Origin of the sequence: Rhodococcus sp. IEGM1339 (assembly GCF_050321925.1) — a bacterium.
GTDB lineage: Bacteria > Actinomycetota > Actinomycetes > Mycobacteriales > Mycobacteriaceae > Rhodococcus > Rhodococcus pyridinivorans.
Genome location: NZ_JBNQFT010000009.1, coordinates 14,607 through 35,652, shown reverse-complemented (window position 1 = coordinate 35,652; position 21,046 = coordinate 14,607). Strand labels below are relative to the sequence as shown.

The following is a 21,046-nucleotide window of genomic DNA, read 5'->3' as shown; positions in this document are numbered from 1 at the left end:
CCCGTCCACGTGACCGACGTGGCGGCTGGCAGGATGTCCGCAACGGACGACGCCCCGGATCCTGCGAGCCTGCGCGCGTCCGGCGTGATGCTCGGCGGACGGACCGCCGCGTGATGCGGGAAGGCGGCACGTCATGCACGCGAGCACGATCCACGACCTCGTGGACGGCACGGTCGTCGCGGCTGTGATGCCGTTGACCGACCTCGCGCACAGGCCGGTGGCCGGACGCGATGCCGTCGCACTGCTCGACGAGCACGAGGTGTTCGCCGATCCCCCGACGGTCCTGCACCGGATCGCCGCTGTGCGCGAGCGCGGATTCGCCGTGGCGGTACGCATCGCGGAATCGGCGTCCCGCGCCACGGTCGTCCTGGCTCTGGTCGAGCCGGAGGTGGTCGTCGTACCGGCCGAGGCGCTCGTCGCATCCGACCTGCGGGCCGCCACTACCCTGCTGTCGTTGCGGGCCCACTGCGAGCGCACGAACTCCGTCGTTCTCGCCGAGGGCGTCGACTCCGACCTTCATCGCGAGGCGGCCCTCGCCCACGGTATCGATTTCGGTTGCGGTACAGCACTACACGTTGCGGAGGGTGAAGCCGGCCCTTCGTCGCCGCGCGGCGGGTTGTTCCGTGAACCCACCTGGAGTGCGCCGCTAGACGACGCGACCGCCGCGCCCTTCCGCATCCTGTCTGCCGGTCGGGAACGCGTGCGGAGCGGCAAGGGTCTGCTCGTGTCCATGAGCGCCGACCTCGAGGCGCGAGCCGGGGAGGCCGGACCCGACACGATCGCCCTCGGCACCTTCCAGCACCACGACCACTTCACCGGGGCCGCACGCAGACGATGGCTGTCGATGGCCGACACCCTCGCGCACGTCGCGGTCTTCGCGGTCGGGTTCGGCACGAGCACCTCGGGCCCGGACCTCGTCCCGATCGAGCCGCACGATCCCCTCGTCGACGAGTGGAACGTCATCCTCCTGGGAGAGTCGTTCGCGTGCGCGCTCTCTGCCCTCGACCTGCACCGTCGAACGGCCGGCGGCGAGCGGGAGTTCGAGTACGTCGTCTCCTACGACCGGGAGGCCGTCGCCCGCGCGGCGCGCGCGACCCTGTCCCGTCCCCGACCGGTCCCCTTGGAGGTCCCACCCTCGTCCTGAGCCGCTCTCCCTCGGGTCACCCCTCGAAACGCGCCAGGATGCTGTGAGCGCACCGGATCACGGTGCCGCGGTCGTAGGACAGCACGTAGCGGAACTCGCGGTCGAGATCCTCTGCGTCGGTGTGCATGTCGAGCGCGGCGAGTACGCACGCGAAGTGCGGACCGAGGACGACGACGTTCCATTCGTCGACGATCGGATCGTTCGGGTCCAACGGCGCGTGGTGTACCGCGGAGTCGACGTAGGGATCGATTCCGACGCCGTAGACCCCGGTGTAGGCGACCTGCTCGGCGAGCTGCGCCCATCGAACCCGGGAGGTCGGGGTGAAGTGCTCGGCGCGCTGGAAGGTGCCGAGCACGATCGTCTCCGGTCCGGCTCCCACCGCGTCGGTCTCGAGCAGCTTGCTCATCGACACCAGAAGTCGCTTGAAACTACTTGTGCGTCTGCGTCCTTCGGACGCCAGAGCGAAGGGAGTGAGTTCGGGGCCGCCGGGAACGGCCCGTCGCGGACGCAGCGATATCGGTTCGACATCCGAATCCGCTTGCGCGGCATCCCCGGTCGATCCGACTGTCGGATACAGCGCGCCCATTCCGTATTCGGCGGCCAATCCCAGAGCGCGGCGGCGATGCAGTTCCGAATCGACGCCCTGCGCGATGACGACCGCGCTGCTGGATTCGATGTACGCGGCGACGGCGTGGGCAATCCTCGCCGTCGAGGCGTCGGCCGCACGCGCGATCAGGGCCGGCGACGTGATGATCACATCCGGTTCGACGAGCGGCAGCAGCGCGAGGGCCTGAGCACGCGCTCCCACACCGTCCACCGCGACGAGCATGCCGGCGGTGCGCGCCGCCGCAATGGTGCGCAGCGTCCTGGCAGGGGCGGCGATCAGCGCCTGCTCGGTGATGAGAGCGACCGTGGTCGGGCCCCCTCGATCCCCGAGCGCGCCGAGTTCGTCGAGCGAATCGAGATCGACGGTCACCAGATGCGGAACCGCCGACTCGGCTTGCCGTCCGGCCCTGCGCCACTTGATCCGGTCCAGTTCCGACTTCTGATGCATCGCCCGGGCGGCCTCGCTCAGAGCGGTCGCATCGTGCAACGATGATCCTCCCGGACCACGCAGTTGCAGTTCGACGGCGGACAGCGCACCGCTGCCGAGCCGATGGATGGGGGCGAGCTCCGTCTCCACGACGAGGCCGCCGAACGCGGCCTCCGCGTCGGCGGCAGCGTCGGCAGGAACAGCGCTCATGGATCCAGCATCCCATCTCCGGCCACCGATCGTCCGCTCGGGCCGACGGAGCCAGGAACATAGGATATTTTCGCAGCTCCGAACGCCTACGTTACAGAACCGTGATGTTTCGTTATCGTTCCGTTATGGAACGGGTGGTGGCGAAGCGACATCCGTCGGACAGGCTCTGTGCAAGCCCGAGGCGAGTTCTCACCGGACCCCGACGTTCTCACCACGACCCCAGCAGGCCGACCGTCTGCTCATGATCCAGCCCGCACCGGACGGCACGAAATCCACGCCGACAGGAGACCGCAATGAGCACACGTACGAGCACCACCCGCAGGATCGTCACCCACAGCGGCGCACTCTCACGAGTCGGTGCAGAGACGGTCGCCCGAGCACCGCGCTACCGTCTCGACGTCCACTCGCCCTCCCGTCGCTGCAGCGTCCTGCGGGCGAAGGGAGATCTCGACATGACCGCCCGAGCGGAGTTCGCCTCCACTCTCGGCGACCTCGCACTCTCGGGCGACCACGTCGTCGTCGACCTGTCCGAGGTGACCTTCATGTACTCCGAGGTCGCCTCGATGCTCGCCGATGCCGTTCACATCCGGCCCGACCGTTTCCACGTCGTCGCACCCACACGCCAGGTGCGCATGCTGCTCGACATCCTCGCTCCCGACCTCGACGTCACAGCCGATGCCGCACCCTGCGACGCGGGCACAGCACCCGCTGCCTGATCACAGCAAGGGGCGCGTGACGGCGTCCGGCCGGCGTGCAACCGACTGCTGTAGCAGTGCGCCCGCCACGTGCGCGCGTCGCAACACCTCGGACACGACTGCAGCATCGGATCCACCCACGACCGCGGCGACATGTGTGTGTGGGGGGGCGAACCCCATAAGGTGGTGGTAAAGGCCAATTCAAGCCCTCGGTTGTCAGGTTTGGCAGCCCTTACACTCTATCGGTGCTCAGCCCGTTCTTCCGCAAGGAACATCCTCGCGTGCGTTTCGTCCTCCATCTGGAAGACTTCGGTGACGCCCCAGCCTTGATCACCCAGCAGGAAACCGTCACCTACAGCGACCTGGCCGACCGAGTCCATCGGGCAACTGCCCGGCTGGGCAACACCCGCCGACTGGTGTTGATCGCAGGTGCCAACGAGATCGATGTTCTTGTCGTCTACCTTGCAGCCCTACTCGCCGGACATCCGGTTCTGCTGGCGCCGGGCGACCACCCCGCAGCCTTCGAAGGCCTGATCGCCGCATACCGACCCGACGTGGTGGTGCGCAGTATCGACGGGACCGTGACGATCGAGGAACGGGGTGACGGTTCTGCGCATGTACTGCACCCCGACCTGGCGCTGCTGCTGAGCACCTCCGGCTCGACGGGCTCCCCGAAACTCGTCCGCCTGTCCCATCGCAACGTGCAGTCCAATGCAGAGTCGATCGCGGAGTACCTCGACATCCGTAGTACCGACCGGGCAGTGACGACGCTGCCGATGCATTACTGCTACGGGCTCTCTGTCATCCACAGCCACCTACTGCGCGGAGCCGCAGTGATCCTCACGAGCCGCTCGGTGACCGACCCGGCGTTCTGGGAGCTGTTCCGAGACCACCGCGGCACCAGCTTCGCCGGCGTGCCCTACACGTTCGATCTGCTCGATCGGTTCGGATTCGACGAACTGGACCTACCCGACCTGCGCTACATCACCCAGGCCGGCGGTCGACTCTCACCGGATCGGGTCCGCGCCTATACGCAGTCGGGCCGTGAGCGGGGCTGGGATTTCTTCGTCATGTACGGGCAGACGGAGGCGACCGCACGGATGGCGTACCTGCCTCCGGAACTCGCCTCCGACTATCCGCAGTCGATCGGACGAGCTGTTCCCGGTGGATCCTTCCGGCTCGAGCCGATACCGGACGCTCCGGACGGCACCGGTGAACTGATCTACACGGGGCCGAACGTGATGCTCGGCTACGCGCACACGCCCGAGGATCTGGGTCTCGGGGACGTCCTCGAGGGTGAACTGCGGACCGGCGACCTCGCGCGGCAGATCGACGGCGGCGTGTACGAGGTGGTGGGCCGACGCAGCCGTTTCGTCAAGATCTTCGGGCTACGGATCGACCTGCAGCAGGTCGAGTCGACCCTCGCCGAACAGGGACTGACAGCATGCTGTGTCGGCGGGGCGGACGACATGATCGTGGCGGTCGAGGGTGCGAGCGATCTCGAGGCGATCCGGTCCACGAGCGCACGGGCCTGTGGTCTTCCCGTCGCGGCCGTGCGGGTCTGTCTCGTCGACGAGCTTCCGCGGACCGGCACGGGCAAACCCGACCTTCGGGCAGTGGCCGAGCTCGTGCACCACGCGACGCCCGATTCACCCGAGGCAGAGAGCACCGTCGTGGACACGGCCGCCCTGCGGACCCTGTATGCCGAGGTGCTGCACAGTGGGCAGGTCACCGACGACAGCTCGTTCGTGAGCCTGGGCGGCGACTCGCTGTCCTATGTGCAGATGTCTCTGCGGCTCGAGCGCATGCTCGGCTATCTACCCCAGAACTGGCACACCACCGCGATCAAGGATTTCGTGCCTACGCCCCGGCGACGATGGTGGCGGGCGGTCGAGACCAACGTGCTGCTCCGCGCTGTTGCGATCGTGCTGATCGTCGGTTCGCACATCCGGTTGTTCGGGGTTCTCGGCGGCGCGCATGTGCTGCTGGGGGTCGCCGGATACAACTTCGCACGCTTTCATCTCGCCACTCCCCGTACCGAACGGGTGCGACATGTCCTGGGCAGCGTCGCCCGAATTGCCGTACCCAGCATGGTGTGGCTCGGCGTCGTGATCGCACTGACCGGGGACTATCTCGTGACCAGTGCGTTGTTGCTCAACGGCATTCTCGGCCCCGACGGGTGGACGCCCGAATGGCGGTACTGGTTCATCGAAGCGATCGTGTACATCCTGCTCGTAGTCATCGCGGTGTTGTCCATCCCGCTCATCGACCGTGTTGAGCGCAGGCACTCGTTCTGGTTCGCGATGGCCTTGGTGGGTGTGGGTCTGCTCCCCCGCTACCGCGTGATCGAGCTCGGGGACGGCAACAATCTGATTCTGAGCGCGTCGATGGTCTTCTGGTTGTTCGCCCTGGGCTGGGCTGCCGCTACGTCGACGACCGTGTGGCACCGAATGATCGTCACGGCGGTGATCGCAGCCACGGTGCCCGGATACTTCTCGGGTGATCTCCAGCGAGAACTTCTCGTCATCGGTGGGCTGGGCCTGCTGGTGTGGCTCGAGTCCGTTCCCTGCCCACCTGTGCTGAGCCGGATCGCAGGGGTGCTGGCGAGCGCGTCGCTCTACATCTACCTGACGCACTTCCAGGTGTATCTGCCGCTGCGAGAGGACCATCCCTGGTTGGCGTTCGCCCTGTCGATTCTGGTCGGCATTCTCTTCTGGCAAGCCGTGACGGTCACCCTTGCTCTGCGTCGACGGGTCGGTGCTGCGCGGGCGAAATCCGATCCGAATCCGGCCGGTACCAGCAGTGGTTCGCCCCCGTCCCACGCTGCGGAGATGCCGGGGAGATCCCCGGTGGCGTGAACTGTCACTGCTACTGGTTCGAAGATCCCGGGACGCGTGGTGTGCAGTCCTCGCCCCTGTGAACGACATCGATAAGACCGCGTTGAAGCATGCACCGACATGTCTCGTGCTCGTCAGCGTGCCGGGCCACCCATGATCAACGCCCACACGCCCCCGGCGTCACCGGCCGCGGCGAGCAGTTCGGAATCCCACGACGCGACCGTGCCGAATTCGCTGCGCCACGACAGGATCCGGTTGGCGTGCCGATGCAGCTCGTGTTCCATCGTGAAGCCGATCGCGCCGAGCGCCTGATGCGCGTTTCGGGCGACGACCGACGCCGCATGCCCGGCACACGACGCGGCCGCCGCGATCGCGAAGCGGGTCGACGCGTCATCGAAACCACCGGCGAGAACGGCATCGACCGCACCATCCGCGGCGGCGTGCACGAGCGAGGCCTCGGTGGCGATGTCGGCGACGAGCGCCTGCACCGCCTGGAACTTGGCCAGCGGACGACCGAACTGCACGCGGGCAGTGGTGTGATCGACGACGAGCTCGAGAACCCGATCCATCGCACCCGCGGTGGCCAGCGCACGGACGAGCGCGCCCCGGTAGCGGAACTCGTAGGCGGTGCCCGCCGGAACGTCACGTCCCGACAGTGCCGACAGGTCGACGCACACGTGGTCGCGGGGCTCCGCCGCCAGGTTCACGGCCTCGACGATCTCGACATCGCCGCGAGCGACCTCGGCGACCTGCCATCCCTGCGGTGACTCCCACAACACGACGATCGAGTCCGCGAACCGGGCCCACGGCACGTGGCGTGCGCGGCCGTCGGCGTCGAGCACCGCGGCGGTACGCACGGCCGGCACCGCCTCGAGGCCTGCCTGCTCGAGGAGCCAACCCGCGAGCAGATCGTTCTCGGCCACCGGCACGGCAGCAGCAGCACTGCCGGCAGCTTCGAGCAGCAGGGCGGCTTCGAGCCATCCCGCGCCGCTTCCACCACTGTCCTCCGAACCGGTGAGCCGATCGAGGCCGAGCTCGGTGAGGGTGCTCCACAGGGCACGATCGAGTTCGACGACGTCACCGATGCGGTGGTCGTCGCCCGAGGTGAACACCTCGGACAGCATCTGTGCGAAGTCGCGCAGTTCCGTCGACTGCAGTGCGTCCTGCCCGCTCATCTCATCCCCAATCCTCGTGCGATGACCCCGCGGAGGATCTCGCTCGTGCCGCCGCGCAGTGTGAAGCCCGGTCGTTGCATGACTCCTGCCCGGACGAGCTCGGCCAGATGTGCGTCGGCCGCGGTGTATCCCGCGACCTCGTCGGCGAGATCCGCCAGGTCCCCTTCGGTCTTCGTGCCGAGCACCTTCACTACCGACGCCGCGAGTTCGGCGTTCTCGCCACGTTCGAGGGACTCGGAGACCGCGGTGGACATGCGGTGCAGACCCGCGATGCGCCCGATGGTCGCTCCGATGCGGGTGTCCGCTTCGACGCTGCCGTCGGCCACACCGTGTACGAGGGATTCGAGCACCCCGAAGGTCGACAGGAAACGTTCGGGACCGCTGCGCTCGTAACCGAGCTCGCTCGTCACCTGTTCCCAGCCGGCGCCGATCTGTCCGAGCACCAGGTCGTCCGGGACGAAGACGTCGTCGAGCAGCACCTCGTTGAAGTGGTGGTCGCCGGACATCGACAGGATCGGGCGGATGGTCACGCCCGGGGAGTCGAGCAGCACGATGAACTGGCTCAGCCCGTCGTGGCGGTGCGCGGGATCGAGCGGGGCGGACCGCGCGAGGCCGAAGAAGGCGTCGGCGTGGTGGGCCCCGGACGTCCACAACTTGGTGCCGGAGATCCGCCACCCACCGTCCACCTGCGTGGCCTTCGTCTTGACGCTCGCGAGGTCGGATCCGGAGTCGGGCTCGGACATTCCGATGGCCCAGCAGATCTCACCGGCCGCGATGCCCGGCAGGAACCGCTGCTTCTGCTCTTCGGTGCCGTACTTCAGTAGCGACGGTGCGGCCTGGCGGTCGGCGACCCACTGGGCGGCGACCGGCGCGCCCACCGCGAGCAGCTCCTCGGTGACGACGAAGCGCTCCATGAAGGTTCGTCCGTGTCCGCCGTACTCGACGGGGATCGTCATGCCGACCCAACCGCGAGCGGCGAGTGCGCGCGTGAACTCGGGGTTCCATCGCGTCAGCCAGGTGTCGATGCCTGGGGTGAACACGCCCGCGTCGATCTGTTCCTTCAGGAACGCCCGTACCTCGGCACGGAGTTCCGTCAGTGCCGGGTCGGGGGTGCCCGCCCTCGGCACGAGTCGTGCACTCATCGTCGATCTCCTTCTCCACCGGTGATGGTGGGACACAGCAGCGCCAGCGACAGGTCCGCGTAGCGTTCGGCGATCTCGTCCGGACCGTCCGGGCCCTCGGGGTCGTACCAGTTGGCGATCGCCGAGACCATCGCCAGAATCGATCGGCGGCAGTCGTCGGGATACTTCGTGGTGAAGACACCTTGTGCGACACCGCGATCGATGATGTCGCGGATCCGCCTTCGGCCGGCGCGCCGGCCTTCCTCGTACAGCAGCGCACCCTCGGGTTCGAGATTGCGCACCTCCGTCGCGATCATGCGTCCCTGCTCGGGGAACTGCGTGCGGAAGATGACGTTCCCCTTGACGAACGCGCGGATCTGCTCGACCGGATCGTCGCCGACGCGGGCGAGTTCGGCGTCACAGACCGCGTCGTAGGTGTCGACGCCGTCGAGCAGGATCGCCAGCAGCAGATCCTGTTTGTTCTTGTAGTGGTAGTACATGGCGGACAGGCTCACGCCTGCCTCCTGCGCGATGGTCCGGATCGACGACGAGCCGTATCCGTTGCGCACAAACTCTTTCCGGCCCGCCTCGATGAAGACGCGCTGCTTCGGCGACAGCACTCTCACGACAACGCTCCGGTATCGGCGTACTGCGCGATCAGCTCGCCGAGCCTGCCCCTGACCATCTTGCCCGTCGGCGTGCGCGGCAGTTCGTCGACGAACCGCACGTGCCGGGGGCACTTGAAACGCGAGAGGCGCTCCCGGCAGAACCCGATGATGTCGTCCTCGGCGTCATCGGATCCCTCTGCCTCGGGGACGAGCTGCACGAACGCTTCGACACGTTCACCGCGGTCCGCATCCGGCACGCCGACCACCGCGACATCCGCGATCGACGGGTGCAGCGCGAGGACGTTCTCGATCTCCTGCGGGTAGATGTTCACCCCGCCCGAGATGATCGTGAACTTGTCCCTTCCGGTGAGGAACAGATAGTCGTCCTCGTCGAGATATCCGACGTCGCCTGTGGTGAACCAGTTCTTCTCGAAAGGGTGCCTGGTGGACGCCGTCTTGTCCGGATCCTTGTGGTACTCGAACGAGAAGTCGTCCCGCTCGAAGTAGACGGTGCCGATCTCGCCGGTGGGTAGCCGATTGCCGTTCTCGTCGCAGATGCGCGCCAGGCCGAGTGTGCCCGGGCCACCGAGCGCCTGCGTCGACACGCCGTACCGCAAGAGCGCGGCGTGGTAGATCGGTGCCGGCGACAGGTAGACGGTGTTCTCGTCGAAGGCGACACGGTGCGTCACCTTCGGGGTGAGCGGCACGATCGCCTCGGCGAGGTCGGCGAGCGGCGCCGAGACGACGAGCACCTTCGCGTCGCAGTCGTCGACGATGTACGCGGCCTCGACGGGAGCGAGATGCGTGTTGACGAAGGTGACGTAGACGCCCGAACGAACTGCCCCCCAGTACAGTTCGAACGCAGTGGCGTCGTTGACGGTGACGACCGCGATGTGGTCGCCCTTCCCGACGTCGTGTGCGCGCAGCCAGTGCGCGAACCGGACGGACACGTCCTCGAGCTCCCGATAGGTGAGCGTCCGGCCGGTCGCGGCCTCGTGCACGGCGGGCCGGTCCGGGGCGACGGCGGCGTAACGGCCCGGGTACATGCCTACAGCCCCAGATCCTTGGAGATGATCGTCTTCATGACCTCGCTGGTGCCACCGTAGATCCGGGTCACGCGGGTATCGGCGTACAGCCGGGCGATGGGGTACTCGGTGATGTAGCCGTAGCCGCCGTGCAGCTGCAGGCACTTGTCGATGACGCGACCGGAGACCTCGGTGCAGAACAGCTTCGCGCGGGCCGCATCGGCGACCGTCAGTTCCTTGCGGTCGAGCAGTTCGAGGCAGTGGTCGACGTAGACACGCGCGGCCTGGGTCTCGGCCGAGCACTCGGCGAGCACGAACTTGGTGTTCTGGAACGCCGCGACGGGCTTGCCGAAGACCTTGCGTTCCTTGGTGTATGGGATCGCGTGGGCGATGGCGGCCTCGGCGAAGCCGACCTGGTTCAGAGCGATGCTCAGACGCTCCTGCGGCAGGTTGTGAGTGAGGTAGCCGAAGCCCGCGCCTTCCTCACCGAGGAGGTTCTCGACCGGCACCTTCACGTCGGTGTACGAGAGCTCGGCGGTGTCCTGCTGGTGCAGGCCGATCTTGTCGAGCTTGCGGCCTACCGCGAAGCCCTCGGTGTCGGTGGGCACCGCGATGATCGACAGGCCGCCGCGGCCGTTCTCAGGATCGAACGGACTCGTACGGCAGACCGTGAGGATGAGGTCGGCGGTGACGCCGCCGGTGATGAAGGTCTTCGCGCCGTTGATGATGTAGTGCTTGCCGTCCTCGGACAGCTTCGCCGAGGTCGCGATGTTGGCGAGGTCGGAGCCGGTGCCGGGCTCGGTCATCGCGATCGCGGTCATGATCGAGCCGTCGGCGAAGCCGGGCAGCCAGCGCTGCTTCTGCTCCTCGGTCGCGTACTCGAGCAGGTAGGGCAGGATCAGGCAGGCGTGCACGGTGTAGGAGCCGAACGAGACTCCGGCGCGCGCAACCTCTTCGAAGACGATCGTGTTGAACTTGAAGCCGGACTCGCCCCCTCCGCCGAACTCCTCGGGGACCTGGATCCCCAGGATGCCGAGTTCGCCCAGCCGGCGGAAGAATTCGCGGGGCGGGCGACCCATCTCGTCCCATTCCTCGCGATGCGGCGCGACCTCACGTTCGATGAAGTCGCGCACCATCTTCCGGAACTGCTCGTGTTCTTCGGTGAAGATCGTCCGCTGCATGGCTTGTCCTCCGGGGTGTGGGGGCAAGGAGAGGGGAAGGTCAGTTGCCGGTGAAGTCGCCGGTGCGTCGTTCGAGGAACGCCGAGAGGGCTTCGCGGTGGTCCTCGGTGTGGTGCGAGAGCGCCTGGAAGGAGGCCGACAGTTCGAGCAGCGTGTCGAGATCGACGCGCTGACCCTCGCGCAGCAACTTCTTCGTCATGCGCAGTGCGCTCGGGGGGTTGACGGCGACGCGGGCGGCGAGCGCATTCGCGGCGTCGAGGAGCTGCTCGGGTTCGACGACCTGCGAGACCATGCCCCAGTCGAATGCCGTCGCGGCGTCGACGCGGTCGCCGGTGAAGGCCATCTCGGCGGCGCGCGCCGCCCCGACCGCGCGCGGAAGCAGCCAGGCGCCGCCGTCGCCGGGGATGATGCCGAGCTTGACGAAGCTCTCCGCGAAGAACGCCTTCGACGAGGCGATCCGCATGTCGCACATCATCGCGAGGTCGCAGCCGGCGCCTACGGCCGGTCCGTTGACCGCGGCGATGATCGGGACCTCGCAGTGGTAGATGGCGCGGGGCAGGCGCTGGATGCCGTAACGGTAGCCCTCGCGCAGGGCGTGGGGGCTGCCGCCGAACATGCCGCGACGTTCGTCCATGTCCTTGACGTTGCCGCCGGCGGAGAAGGCCGATCCGGCGCCGGTGAGAATGACGACGCGGGTGTCGATGTCGCGGTTTGCCTCCTCGGCGAGCTCGACGAGGCGATCGATGACGTCGTCACCCGAGATCGGGTTGCGCGCCTCCGGAAGGTTGATCGTCCAGGTCACGACGTTTCCGTCGCGCGTGCTCAGTACGACGTCCTGCGAAGTTGCCATTGCGGTCGCGGTCCTTCCGGTAGCCAATGTGTGGCTAGCACCATAATTTGGTCGAACGATCGTTCAAATTACGGGGCCGGTCGGATCCTGTAAAGACCGAACGGGCTCGTGGCTCAGTCGGGCAGGCTCACGTTCGATTCGGCGATTCTTATGGCTACCTCGTCCGGGAAGATGTTCCGGAAGACGAAGGGATCGCGGCCGAGCACCCAGCCCGGCGCCAGCGCGGTCGCGTAGCGCTCGAAATATCCGAGCTGCTTCCCGAACAACACGAGTTCCTCGGGCGTCGACGTGTTCCACTTGCGGCCGAGCGAGACGAGCGCACCGATCAGTTCGCTGAGCCGCAACTCCCCCACGTCCTGACCGAGCAGCGGACCGAAGATCTCGGCAACCTGCCGGCCGACCGACGCGTCGTCGACGTCGAGGTCGGCGGCGACACCGAGCGCCCGCACACTCTGCGCGACCGCCGTGAAGTCCCCGTCGAGCAGGGCCGCGCGGAACAACGCCCGCAGCAGCGCGCGCCACTTCTCGGGCAGTTCGCCGACGATGCCGAAGTCGAGCAGCGCGACACGTCCGTCGTCGAGCAGCCAGAGATTGCCCGCGTGCACGTCGCCGTGGAACGGGCCGTGACAGAGCACCGCCTCCATCCACACCTTCACTCCGCGGCGCACGAGCAGGGAGGTGTCGAGATCGTCCTGGCCCGGCACCACCCGGTCGACGGGCTTGCCCTGCAGGCGCTCCATGCAGATCACCCGCGGACCGCACCACTGCCAGTACACCTCGGGCACCGTGACGTAGACGTTGTCGCCGAACGCGGAGATGTTGCGGCGGAAACGATCCTGACGATCCGCTTCGACCGCCGCGTTGAGCTCGGTCATCGTCGCGTTGTAGAGATCGCGGATGATCCCCGGAGTGTTCGCGATACGGAAGAACTCGAAGAGCTGCAGCAGCTTCGCGCCCATGTAGGCGGCGCGCAGATCGACGAGCATGCGGTGCGCGATCCCCGGTCGCTGCACCTTCACCACGGCCCGTCGGCCGTCGCGCAGCACGCACCCGTGCACCTGGGCCACAGACGCCGCGGCGAGCGGCACATCGTCGAACGACTCGAACATCTCGTCGATGCGGTGTCCGAGATCCTCCTCGATCACCGCGCGGGCCTGCTCGGAAGGGAAGGTCGGCACGTCGTCGAGCATGCGCAGGCACGCGTCGGCGAGGGCCGCGGGGAACAGTCCGGGTGACGACGCGATGAGCTGGCCCAGCTTCACGAAGGTCGGCCCGAGATGTTCGAAGGCGTCGACGGTGCCGTGCGCGGCCGCTTCGACGACGCTGTGCTGCCGGGGCCGGACGGTCCACCGCAACACCGCCCACACCACGAAGGCGATCAGGACGGCGGCGACGACCACGGCCCGTCCGAGCTCGGCCGGCCCGAACCGGTCGAGCGGAGGCCGCTCGACGTCCAGTGCCCCGGGTGGAAGGACGTCGGCGAAGGGGCCGACGGGCCCGTTGCGCTCGGGCCTGCTGTGACCCCGCGCTCCGGATACGCCTTCGCGCAGCGTGTACTCGTGCACGACCTGTCCCCACTCCGTCCACCACGCGCTCACCTCGGCGCGACTTCGTGCACGGTACCTGTATCCGGCCCCCCGATCGAGACCCGGCGATCATCTGTCTTCTGTCGGTGCCCCCGACTACTCTCTGACGGGTAGCGGATTCGGGTCCGACCAGCCGGGGGTATCGCGCTCATGACCGAACAACTGCTCGAAGAATCTGCCGGTTCGACATCGACGTCGACCGATTTCATGGAACTCGCCGAGCCGTTCCGTCGCGAACTGCTCGCCCACTGTTATCGCATGAGCGGGTCGCTGCACGATGCGGAAGACCTGGTCCAGGAGACCTACCTGCGCGCCTGGCGCGGTTACGAGAACTTCGGCGGCCGCTCCTCACTGCGCACGTGGCTGCACCGGATCGCCACCAACGTGTGCCTGACGGCGCTCGAAGGCCGCAGTCGCCGGCCGTTGCCCACCGGGCTCGGCGCGCCCAGCTCCGATCCCACCGACGATCTGGTCACCCGCCCCGAGGTGCCGTGGCTCGAGCCGTTCCCCGTGGGGTACGCCACCGACGATCCGTCGGATCCCGCCACCATCGCTGCCTCCCGCGATTCCGTCCGCCTCGCCTTCGTCGCGGCCCTGCAGCATCTCTCCGCTCGTCAGCGCGCGGTCCTGCTGCTCCGCGAGGTCCTGCAGTGGCGCGCCACCGAGGTCGCAGCCGCGCTCGACACGTCGACGGCGGCGGTCAACAGCCTTCTGCAACGGGCACGTGCGCAGCTGAAAGACGCCCAGGTCCGCGACGACGACCTCGCCGAACCCGACAGCGCCGAGACCAAGGCGTTGCTGCAGCGCTGGGTCGACGGCTTCGAGAAGTACGACATCGATTCGCTCGTCGAGATGCTCACCCAGGACGCCGTCTGGGAGATGCCGCCCTTCGAGGGCTGGTACCAGGGCCCCGACGCGATCGTCACCCTCATCAAGCACCAGTGCCCCGCGAAGGGCCCCGGCGACCAGGTGCTGCTTCCCACCGTGGCCAACGGCCAGCCGGCATTCGGGCTGTACATGCGAGGGGAGGACGACCGCCACCACCCTTTCCAACTGCAGGTGCTCGACGTCGTCGACGGTAGGGTCGCGCACGCCACCGTCTTCTTCTCCGACGACACCGCCGGGTTGTTCGCCAGGTTCGGGCTGCCGGAGGACCCGGCAGCCCGCTGACGTCGAAGGTCACGCCTCGGCAGGCGCAGCTTCCGTAGCATCGGCCTGCTGAGCGGCGGCCATGTCCATCCACATGACCTCCCAGACGTGGTTGTCGAGGTCGCGGAACGCCCGCTGGTACGCGTAGTCCCCCATCTCCTCCTGCGCCTTCTGCGCGCCGGTCGTCACCCATTCGCTGCCACCGGCCGCGATCGCGCCGTCGACGAGCGCGTCGACACCTTCGCGACTGTCGGCCGACACGCACATCAGCACCTCACGAGCCTTCGTGGTGTCGCAGATGTCGTCGTTGGTGAACATCCGGAACATCTGCTTCTCGAGCAGCATCACGTAGGTCTGGTCGTTGATCTTCAGGCAGGCGGCGTTCTCGTCGCAGAACGACTCGTCGAACGTGAATCCGAGCGTGTCGAAGAATGCGCGGGTGGCGGTGATGTTCTCGACGGCGAGGTTGACGAACAGCATGCGCGACATGGTTTCTCCTGTGGTCGGCCCGTCCTGTGCGGGACGCGGTGCGGGTGTCACGGATACAGACCGGCCGCCCCGTGAGAACTCATCGCGCACCCCGAGATTTCTCGGCGCGGTGTGGTCGTCACTGTTTACCGAGCACCCAGACCGGGCCCGTGATCAGCCAGATCACCGTGATCGTGGCGAGGGTGGGGAAGATTCCGTACAGCGCCGAGGCCTGTTCGCCGTTCGCGACGGTCGACCCGAGCCCGAGCACGGCTGCCGCACTGATCCCGGCCGCGAGCAGCCATCGCCCGAAGTCCACACATTCCTTGCGGAAGGCCTCCGGGCCCTCCTTCGCAGCGCGTTCCGGTTTCGGACCACCCGCGAGGTGATAGGCGAACCGCCGGTCGGCCCACCGGACGACGCTCGGCCCGATGGCGACACTCGCACCGAGATAGATACCCGCGGCGCGGTGGACCCAGCCGACCTCCGCCCCGTTGTGCAGATCCACCGCGACGGCCGCGAGCAGAACGACGTCGATCAGCGGGATCAGGGCGAGCAGCACCGTGCCCGTCCTCCGGAGCCGGAGCAGATACCGGCACACGAGGCCGGCCGCGAGCACGACCCAGAACGCGATCTCGCACCCGACGATGAAAGCGGCGATGTGGCTGAACATGACCTCAGAATCGCGGGCACATCCCCCCGCGCGCGTCGCCCGATGGGCGGCAAATGCCTCATCACTTCGGGTGACGCCGACCCTGATCCTCCCCCGGTTGTGGTCGAATCGTTGCCGTGGACAACCGTGAATCCGAGATTCGAGTGGGATTCGTGAACCCGCGCTACAATTCCCTGCTCGTCGCCCTCGCGTACTTCGCGGGTGGCTCGCTGTTGTACGCCCTGGATCTCGGTGTGCTCGTCGAGGATCGGCCGCCGCAGCCGCTGTGGGTGTGGCTGGTTCTGCTCGCGTGCGTGTGTGCTCCGATGACGATGCGTCGCACGCGACCGCTTCTCGCACTCCTGCTGGGCACGGTTCCGGTACTGGTCGACCTCGTCGTCGGCCCTTCGCTGCCGGTCTGGATCGCATACGGCGACCTGCTGTACACCGCAACGCTCTTCGGCTCGGCGCGGACCAGTCGCTTCCTCGAACGCGCCCCGTTGGTCCCGATCGTCGTCGGCGCCGTCGCGCTCGGTGTGTACTTCGGAGAACTGCGCATCGCCGTATGGGCCGTGTCGATCGCCGCGCTCGTGATCGTCGTCCCGATCTGGTGGGCCCGATCCGTCCGCACACATCGGGACGCCGCCGAGATCGAACGGGCACGCGCCGAGGCTCTCTCGCGGGTCGCGGAACTGGACCGTCGCGCCGCCATCACCACCGAGCGGCAGCGTCTGGCCCGCGACCTGCACGATGTCGTGGCTGGGCACCTGTCGTCGATCGCGATCCAGAGCGAGGCCGCGCTCCGCCTCCGCGATTCCGATCCCGACCGAGCGCTGACCGTGCTCGAGTCCGTGCGCTCCGGCAGCGTGGCCGCCCTGCAGGAGATGCAGTCGATGGTGCGTCTGCTGCGCAGCGACGACACCGACGAGATCACCACCGCGGGTCGCCTCGCCGACCTCGAACCGCTCACCGCCTCCGCACGCGCCGCCGGCACCTCCGTCCGGATCGACGGTCGTCCACCCGCAGACCTCGACGCGGAGGTTGATCTCACGGCCTACCGCATCGTCCAGGAGACCCTGACGAACGCGGTCAAGCATGCACCCGGACGGCCGGTGACCCTTCGTTTCGACGACGCCGACGGCCGCCTCGGGATCGAGGTGGTGAACCCGATCGGCGACCCGGACACCCCGGACCCGTCACCGGCCCGCGGCGCCGGGCACGGCCTGCGCAACATCGCCGAACGCGCCGCCGCGGTGGGCGGGCACGCCCGCTCCGGTCGCGACGGGAACGAATGGAGGACATACGTGCAACTGCCGATCGCGAACAGGAGTACGACGTGACGATCAGGGTGTTGCTCGCCGACGACCACAGCGCCATCCGCGCGGGCCTGCGGCTCCTGCTCCACACGAGCGAGGACATCGAGGTGGTGGGTGAAGCCGCCGACGGTGCCGTCGCGGTGTCGCAGACGCGCGCCCTCGCCCCGGATGTCGTCCTCATGGACATCCGCATGCCGCACGTCGACGGGATCGCCGCGACCCGCACCATCACGGAGGAGACGAGTGCCCGGGTGCTGGTGCTGACGAGTTTCGAGATCGACGAGTACGTCTTCGAGAGTCTTCGGGCCGGAGCGGCCGGATACCTCCTCAAGACCGCCTCGGCGGATGCCATGCTCGACGCGATCCGGGCGGTGCACTCCGGGGAGTCCGTGCTCTCACCGCAGGTCACGCGAACCGTCATCGACGCGTTCGTCTCGAAATCGACTCGGCGGGAGGATGTTCCGGACAGTCCGGATATCGACGCCCTCACCGCACGCGAACAGGAGGTCTTCGCGTGCCTGGGCGAGGGATTGTCCAACCGCCAGATCGCCACCCGCCTCGGCATCGGTGAGAACACGGCGAAGACACACGTCGCCCGGGTGCTGCACAAACTCGGGCTGCAATCGCGGATCCAGGCGGCCATCCTCGCCCGGGACATGCCCGACCATCAGCTCTAGGATCGGGGATGCACCAGGATTCGACAACCGACTCCGAAAGCGCGGGAAAAACAATGACCGGCACTTCCGATCACGACGACCTGCTGCTCAGCGACGCCGAACGCATGCACGCGTTGAACGCACTCGGCGAACACTACGCCGCGGGCCGGCTCGACAGCGCCGAGTTCTACGAACGATCCGGAGAGATATCTTCGGCGCGAACGTTTTCGGCGTTGCTCCCCTCCTTCCGGGGGCTACCCGGCGGTGTTCCCCTCGAACAGGTCGACGGTCACATCCGGATGACCCACGACTCCTCCGCGCCGGCGGTCAGCCACGACAGCTCCTCTGCGACGGCACCCCAGTCCCCGGAGGACGAACTGGCCTCGCTCCGCGAACGGGGCAGCATGGTCGAGACGCTGGACTGGATCATCATCGGCGTCACGCTCGTGACCTTCCTCGTCCTGCAGATCGCTCTCGACTGGAGCTACGCGTGGATCGTGTGGCCGTCGCTGATCGTCACGCTCAGCGTTCCGCGGTTGATCCTGAAGTACAGCGACGACGACGAGAAGGTCTACGAAGAGCTCAAGAAGTCGGAGGCCGCCGAACGGAAGAAGCGGCTCGAGGAGGCGTCGAAGCGGATCCGGGAACTCGAGGGTCGTCGCGGTCCGGAGACGCCACGGAGCTGAAGCGACCGACAGTCACGGAGCTGAAGCGACCGACAGTCACGGAGCTGAAGCGACCGACGGTCACGGGGCTGAAGCGACCGACAGTCACGGAGCTGAGCCGAGGGGTGACCGCAGAGCGGGGTCGACCGGTGATCGCGGACCGGGACGAACCACTCCCCGATTGCTCTTTATTGCGCTGTTCCTGGTAGAAGCAAGGAATGGCAATCGAGACCGCACAGTTCACCGTCGATCGTCCGGGTCGTTTCATGGGCGTCGGCATCGAGGTCGCCGACGACGCGTCGGTCTCGGTCACCCAGTCCGTCGGATCGCACCTGTTCGACCACCGCGGGCAGACCACGCTCGCCTCCATCGGCGTCTTCACCGACGTCGCCGCGGGCGCACCCGCCGGTATCGCGCGATTCGCGGAGACCGGTGAGCGACCGCAGAGCGTGCTGTCGCACGTGACGGCGACGCTCGCCCACCCCTTCCCCGCCTCGGGGGCCCTCGTCGGTCACGGCAGCAGCCTGTTCTTCGACGAGTCCACCGCCGTGTCGGGCACCGACGTGCGCGACGAGCAGGGTGCTCTCGTCGCGCACCTGGTCGGCCGCTCCATCGTCGTCGGGCGCACGCCGATGGAACTCGGCGCCGAGGCGTCGGAGGCCGTGCCGGAGCGGGACGAGCCGGAACCGTGGTCCGATGTGGCGATCCTGGCCGAACTGCCCGGCCTCGACATCGTCACGGGCATCTCCACCGGGACTCTTCCGCGCGGACCGCTCGCCGGGCTGCTCGGACTCGAGGTGACAGCCGCCGAGCGCGGCGTCGTGCAGGCCCGGCTGTCGCCGCGCGAGTGGATGGCCAACGTGATCGGTTCGGTGCAGGGCGGTGTGCTCGTGTCGATGGCGGAGGCCGTCACCGGCCTGGCCGCACAGACGCTGACCGGCATCGATCAGGACTATCGCGTGCTGGAGATCGGCCTCGACTACCTCCGCTCGCCCGCCGTCCCCGGGCCGGTCATCGAACTGCGATCCGAAGCGGTGCGGGCCGGACGGCGACTCGCGTCCTTCGAGACGACGCTGTGCGCCGCCGACGGCACGGTCTACGTGCGCGCACACGCCAACGTCCAGCTGCTGCACCGCGCGTAACGGATTCGCGGGAATCTCCCAGCTCTCTCGCACCGTGCCTCGAGCGTCCGGACGCACGATGGTCGGAACGAGGACGCACGGAGGAGAGATCATGAACGAGGACGGGCGAGCCGTACACCGAGCACAGCGGCCGCGACACTCGCAACGACACCGACTCGATCCACGACCCGACGGGGACGACGGTCACCGCACGTGAGGGTGACCGGGTCCTCGCCGCGGTCAACGTGGGTGTCGACGTCTGATCACGCTGCTCTGCGCGCGGCCGTCACCGCCGCGGCGCCGAGCCTCGGGAACCGGCCGTCGGAGATCGTGGTGAAGGTGTTGCCCATGCGGTTGGTGACGAACGCGACCGACAGTCCGGTCTCCGGGTCGGCGAACGCTCCCGAGCCGCCGAAGCCGTAGTGGCCGACCGACCGCAGCGGCTGCTGCCTCAGGGCGACCCATCCGGGGTGGTAACCCAGCCGCCAGTTGGGCCGGATGCCGAGGACGTAGTCGCGTCGCCGGGTCTGCACTTCGAGCAACTGGCCGACGGTGTCCTCCTTCAACAGGCGGGCACCGTCGATCGCTCCGCCGTTCGCGATCGCCGCGTACATGCGGGCCAGGGCCCGAGCGGTGAACACACCGTTCCATCCTGGCATGACGGCGTCGTGCGCGGACGGACTGCGCATCAACTCGTCGAAGCCCTCCGCCATGCCTGCCTCGGCTAGACCCCGCACGCCCGGCGCGTGCGACAGCACCGCCGACGCCGTCGTCCACGGTGCCGGCAGGAAGTTGACCTTGGGGAACACCCGGGCGATGCGGTGCCGTTGGTCCTCGGGCACGTGGTACCAGAACTCGTCCGTGCCGAGCGGCTCGGCGATCTCGGTGCGCACGAGTTCCTGGAAGGACACCCCGGTCACGCGCGATGCGATCTCGGCGACGAGGTTGCCGTAGGTGACGGCGTGATAACCCGGCCCGTGGAAACGTCGTGGATCGGGTGGGGAGGCGGCGAGCGCGGCGGCCACCGCCTCTGAATCGAGCAGTCCTTCCCTGCCGGGCACGAGACCGCGGGACCTGTGCAGTCCGGCGCGATGCGACATGAGCTGTCGCAGGGTGATCGTCTCCTTGCCGGCCGCGGCGAACTCCGGCCAGTACTCGGCCACGGCTGCGTCGTAGTCGAGCAGGCCACGCTCGGCGAGGCGGTGCACCACCGTGCTGGCCACCCCCTTGCCGGTGGAGAACGACAGCACCACGGTGTCGCGGGTCCACCGCTTGTCGCGTGCGGCCCAGCCCGCCCAGATGTCGAGGACGGGTTCGCCGTGCAGGTAGCAGGCGAGAGCGCCGCCGCCCTGGCTCGGCTTGTAGAACATCCGGAAGAACAGATCCGCGACAGGCATGAAGCGCGGATCGACCAGCATCTGTGTGGACGGGGTCGCCACGGGCGGCTCCGTCGTGGAACCTTCGGTCATGAGGGCGATGGTAGGAGTATGTAAACGCTCCCGAGGGTGTTCTCCCACTTCCGCGGCGGTCCGGTCCGCAGGGTGACTGCACGAC

The 21,046-nt window shown here is 67.8% G+C and carries 19 protein-coding genes; 8 read left to right on the top strand and 11 right to left on the bottom strand.

Annotated elements, in window-relative coordinates; all coding sequences use genetic code 11:
- Positions 1 to 133: 133 nt before the first annotated feature.
- Positions 134 to 1,144, top strand: coding sequence for a DICT sensory domain-containing protein (locus ACQR3U_RS11400; protein WP_019290832.1), 1,011 nt, complete (start codon positions 134 to 136; stop codon positions 1,142 to 1,144).
- Positions 1,145 to 1,160: 16 nt separating this feature from the next.
- On the opposite strand, the gene ACQR3U_RS11395 is transcribed toward ACQR3U_RS11400, so the two are convergent.
- Complete coding sequence (locus ACQR3U_RS11395; RefSeq protein ID WP_230810589.1) at positions 1,161 to 2,387, bottom strand: EAL domain-containing protein; 1,227 nt, start codon at positions 2,385 to 2,387, stop codon at positions 1,161 to 1,163.
- A gap of 293 nt (positions 2,388 to 2,680) precedes the next feature.
- Between ACQR3U_RS11395 and ACQR3U_RS11390 the strand changes: the two genes are divergently transcribed.
- Both ACQR3U_RS11390 and ACQR3U_RS11385 read left to right on the top strand, forming a co-directional pair.
- Positions 2,681 to 3,103 carry an STAS domain-containing protein gene (locus ACQR3U_RS11390; RefSeq protein ID WP_230810590.1) on the top strand — a complete coding sequence of 141 codons (423 nt, stop codon included), beginning with the start codon at positions 2,681 to 2,683 and terminating at the stop codon, positions 3,101 to 3,103.
- A gap of 224 nt (positions 3,104 to 3,327) precedes the next feature.
- Entirely contained in the window at positions 3,328 to 5,940 is a 2,613-nt protein-coding gene (locus ACQR3U_RS11385; RefSeq protein WP_372477597.1) for an AMP-binding protein, read from the top strand.
- A 113-nt stretch (positions 5,941 to 6,053) separates the two neighbouring features.
- Here the strand turns inward: ACQR3U_RS11385 and ACQR3U_RS11380 are convergent, their stop codons facing one another.
- From ACQR3U_RS11380 to ACQR3U_RS11350, 7 genes are all read right to left on the bottom strand, one after another.
- A complete protein-coding gene (locus ACQR3U_RS11380; RefSeq protein WP_230810591.1) occupies positions 6,054 to 7,094 on the bottom strand; it encodes an acyl-CoA dehydrogenase family protein in 1,041 nt (346 codons plus the stop codon).
- Positions 7,091 to 8,236 carry an acyl-CoA dehydrogenase family protein gene (locus ACQR3U_RS11375; RefSeq protein ID WP_006553729.1) on the bottom strand — a complete coding sequence of 382 codons (1,146 nt, stop codon included), beginning with the start codon at positions 8,234 to 8,236 and terminating at the stop codon, positions 7,091 to 7,093. The genes ACQR3U_RS11380 and ACQR3U_RS11375 overlap by 4 nt, the downstream gene beginning before the upstream one ends.
- Complete coding sequence (locus ACQR3U_RS11370) at positions 8,233 to 8,841, bottom strand: TetR/AcrR family transcriptional regulator (RefSeq protein ID WP_230810592.1); 609 nt, start codon at positions 8,839 to 8,841, stop codon at positions 8,233 to 8,235. The genes ACQR3U_RS11375 and ACQR3U_RS11370 overlap by 4 nt, the downstream gene beginning before the upstream one ends.
- Positions 8,838 to 9,869 carry an AMP-binding enzyme gene (locus ACQR3U_RS11365; protein WP_230810593.1) on the bottom strand — a complete coding sequence of 344 codons (1,032 nt, stop codon included), beginning with the start codon at positions 9,867 to 9,869 and terminating at the stop codon, positions 8,838 to 8,840. The genes ACQR3U_RS11370 and ACQR3U_RS11365 overlap by 4 nt, the downstream gene beginning before the upstream one ends.
- 2 nt (positions 9,870 to 9,871) lie before the next feature.
- Positions 9,872 to 11,029, bottom strand: a complete 1,158-nt coding sequence (locus tag ACQR3U_RS11360; protein WP_230810594.1) for an acyl-CoA dehydrogenase family protein — start codon at positions 11,027 to 11,029, stop codon at positions 9,872 to 9,874.
- Positions 11,030 to 11,069: 40 nt separating this feature from the next.
- On the bottom strand, positions 11,070 to 11,879 hold the full coding sequence (locus tag ACQR3U_RS11355) for a crotonase/enoyl-CoA hydratase family protein (RefSeq protein WP_033096334.1): 810 nt from the start codon (positions 11,877 to 11,879) through the stop codon (positions 11,070 to 11,072).
- Positions 11,880 to 11,992: 113 nt separating this feature from the next.
- Complete coding sequence (locus ACQR3U_RS11350; RefSeq protein WP_230810608.1) at positions 11,993 to 13,429, bottom strand: ABC1 kinase family protein; 1,437 nt, start codon at positions 13,427 to 13,429, stop codon at positions 11,993 to 11,995.
- A gap of 186 nt (positions 13,430 to 13,615) precedes the next feature.
- On the opposite strand from ACQR3U_RS11350, the gene ACQR3U_RS11345 reads away from it, so the two are divergent.
- The gene (locus ACQR3U_RS11345) at positions 13,616 to 14,635 is read left to right on the top strand and encodes a sigma-70 family RNA polymerase sigma factor (RefSeq protein WP_269065656.1); all 1,020 of its coding nucleotides are present in this window, start codon (positions 13,616 to 13,618) and stop codon (positions 14,633 to 14,635) included.
- A gap of 9 nt (positions 14,636 to 14,644) precedes the next feature.
- Here the strand turns inward: ACQR3U_RS11345 and ACQR3U_RS11340 are convergent, their stop codons facing one another.
- Positions 14,645 to 15,103 carry a VOC family protein gene (locus ACQR3U_RS11340; RefSeq protein WP_033096336.1) on the bottom strand — a complete coding sequence of 153 codons (459 nt, stop codon included), beginning with the start codon at positions 15,101 to 15,103 and terminating at the stop codon, positions 14,645 to 14,647.
- A gap of 118 nt (positions 15,104 to 15,221) precedes the next feature.
- On the bottom strand, positions 15,222 to 15,755 hold the full coding sequence (locus ACQR3U_RS11335) for a hypothetical protein (RefSeq protein ID WP_230810595.1): 534 nt from the start codon (positions 15,753 to 15,755) through the stop codon (positions 15,222 to 15,224).
- Positions 15,756 to 15,907: 152 nt separating this feature from the next.
- Here ACQR3U_RS11335 and ACQR3U_RS11330 point away from each other — a divergent pair, with 152 nt between their 5' ends.
- From ACQR3U_RS11330 to ACQR3U_RS11315, 4 genes are all read left to right on the top strand, one after another.
- On the top strand, positions 15,908 to 17,074 hold the full coding sequence (locus tag ACQR3U_RS11330; protein WP_230810596.1) for a sensor histidine kinase: 1,167 nt from the start codon (positions 15,908 to 15,910) through the stop codon (positions 17,072 to 17,074).
- The gene (locus ACQR3U_RS11325) at positions 17,071 to 17,727 is read left to right on the top strand and encodes a response regulator (RefSeq protein WP_230810597.1); all 657 of its coding nucleotides are present in this window, start codon (positions 17,071 to 17,073) and stop codon (positions 17,725 to 17,727) included. The genes ACQR3U_RS11330 and ACQR3U_RS11325 overlap by 4 nt, the downstream gene beginning before the upstream one ends.
- Positions 17,728 to 17,780: 53 nt before the next feature.
- Positions 17,781 to 18,392, top strand: a complete 612-nt coding sequence (locus tag ACQR3U_RS11320) for a DUF1707 SHOCT-like domain-containing protein (protein WP_006553741.1) — start codon at positions 17,781 to 17,783, stop codon at positions 18,390 to 18,392.
- 197 nt (positions 18,393 to 18,589) lie between these two features.
- Positions 18,590 to 19,513: a PaaI family thioesterase gene (locus ACQR3U_RS11315; RefSeq protein WP_006553742.1), complete on the top strand. Its 924-nt coding sequence runs from the start codon at positions 18,590 to 18,592 to the stop codon at positions 19,511 to 19,513.
- A 242-nt stretch (positions 19,514 to 19,755) separates the two neighbouring features.
- On the opposite strand, the gene ACQR3U_RS11310 is transcribed toward ACQR3U_RS11315, so the two are convergent.
- A complete protein-coding gene (locus ACQR3U_RS11310; protein ID WP_019290817.1) occupies positions 19,756 to 20,961 on the bottom strand; it encodes a serine hydrolase domain-containing protein in 1,206 nt (401 codons plus the stop codon).
- Positions 20,962 to 21,046 lie beyond the last annotated feature (85 nt).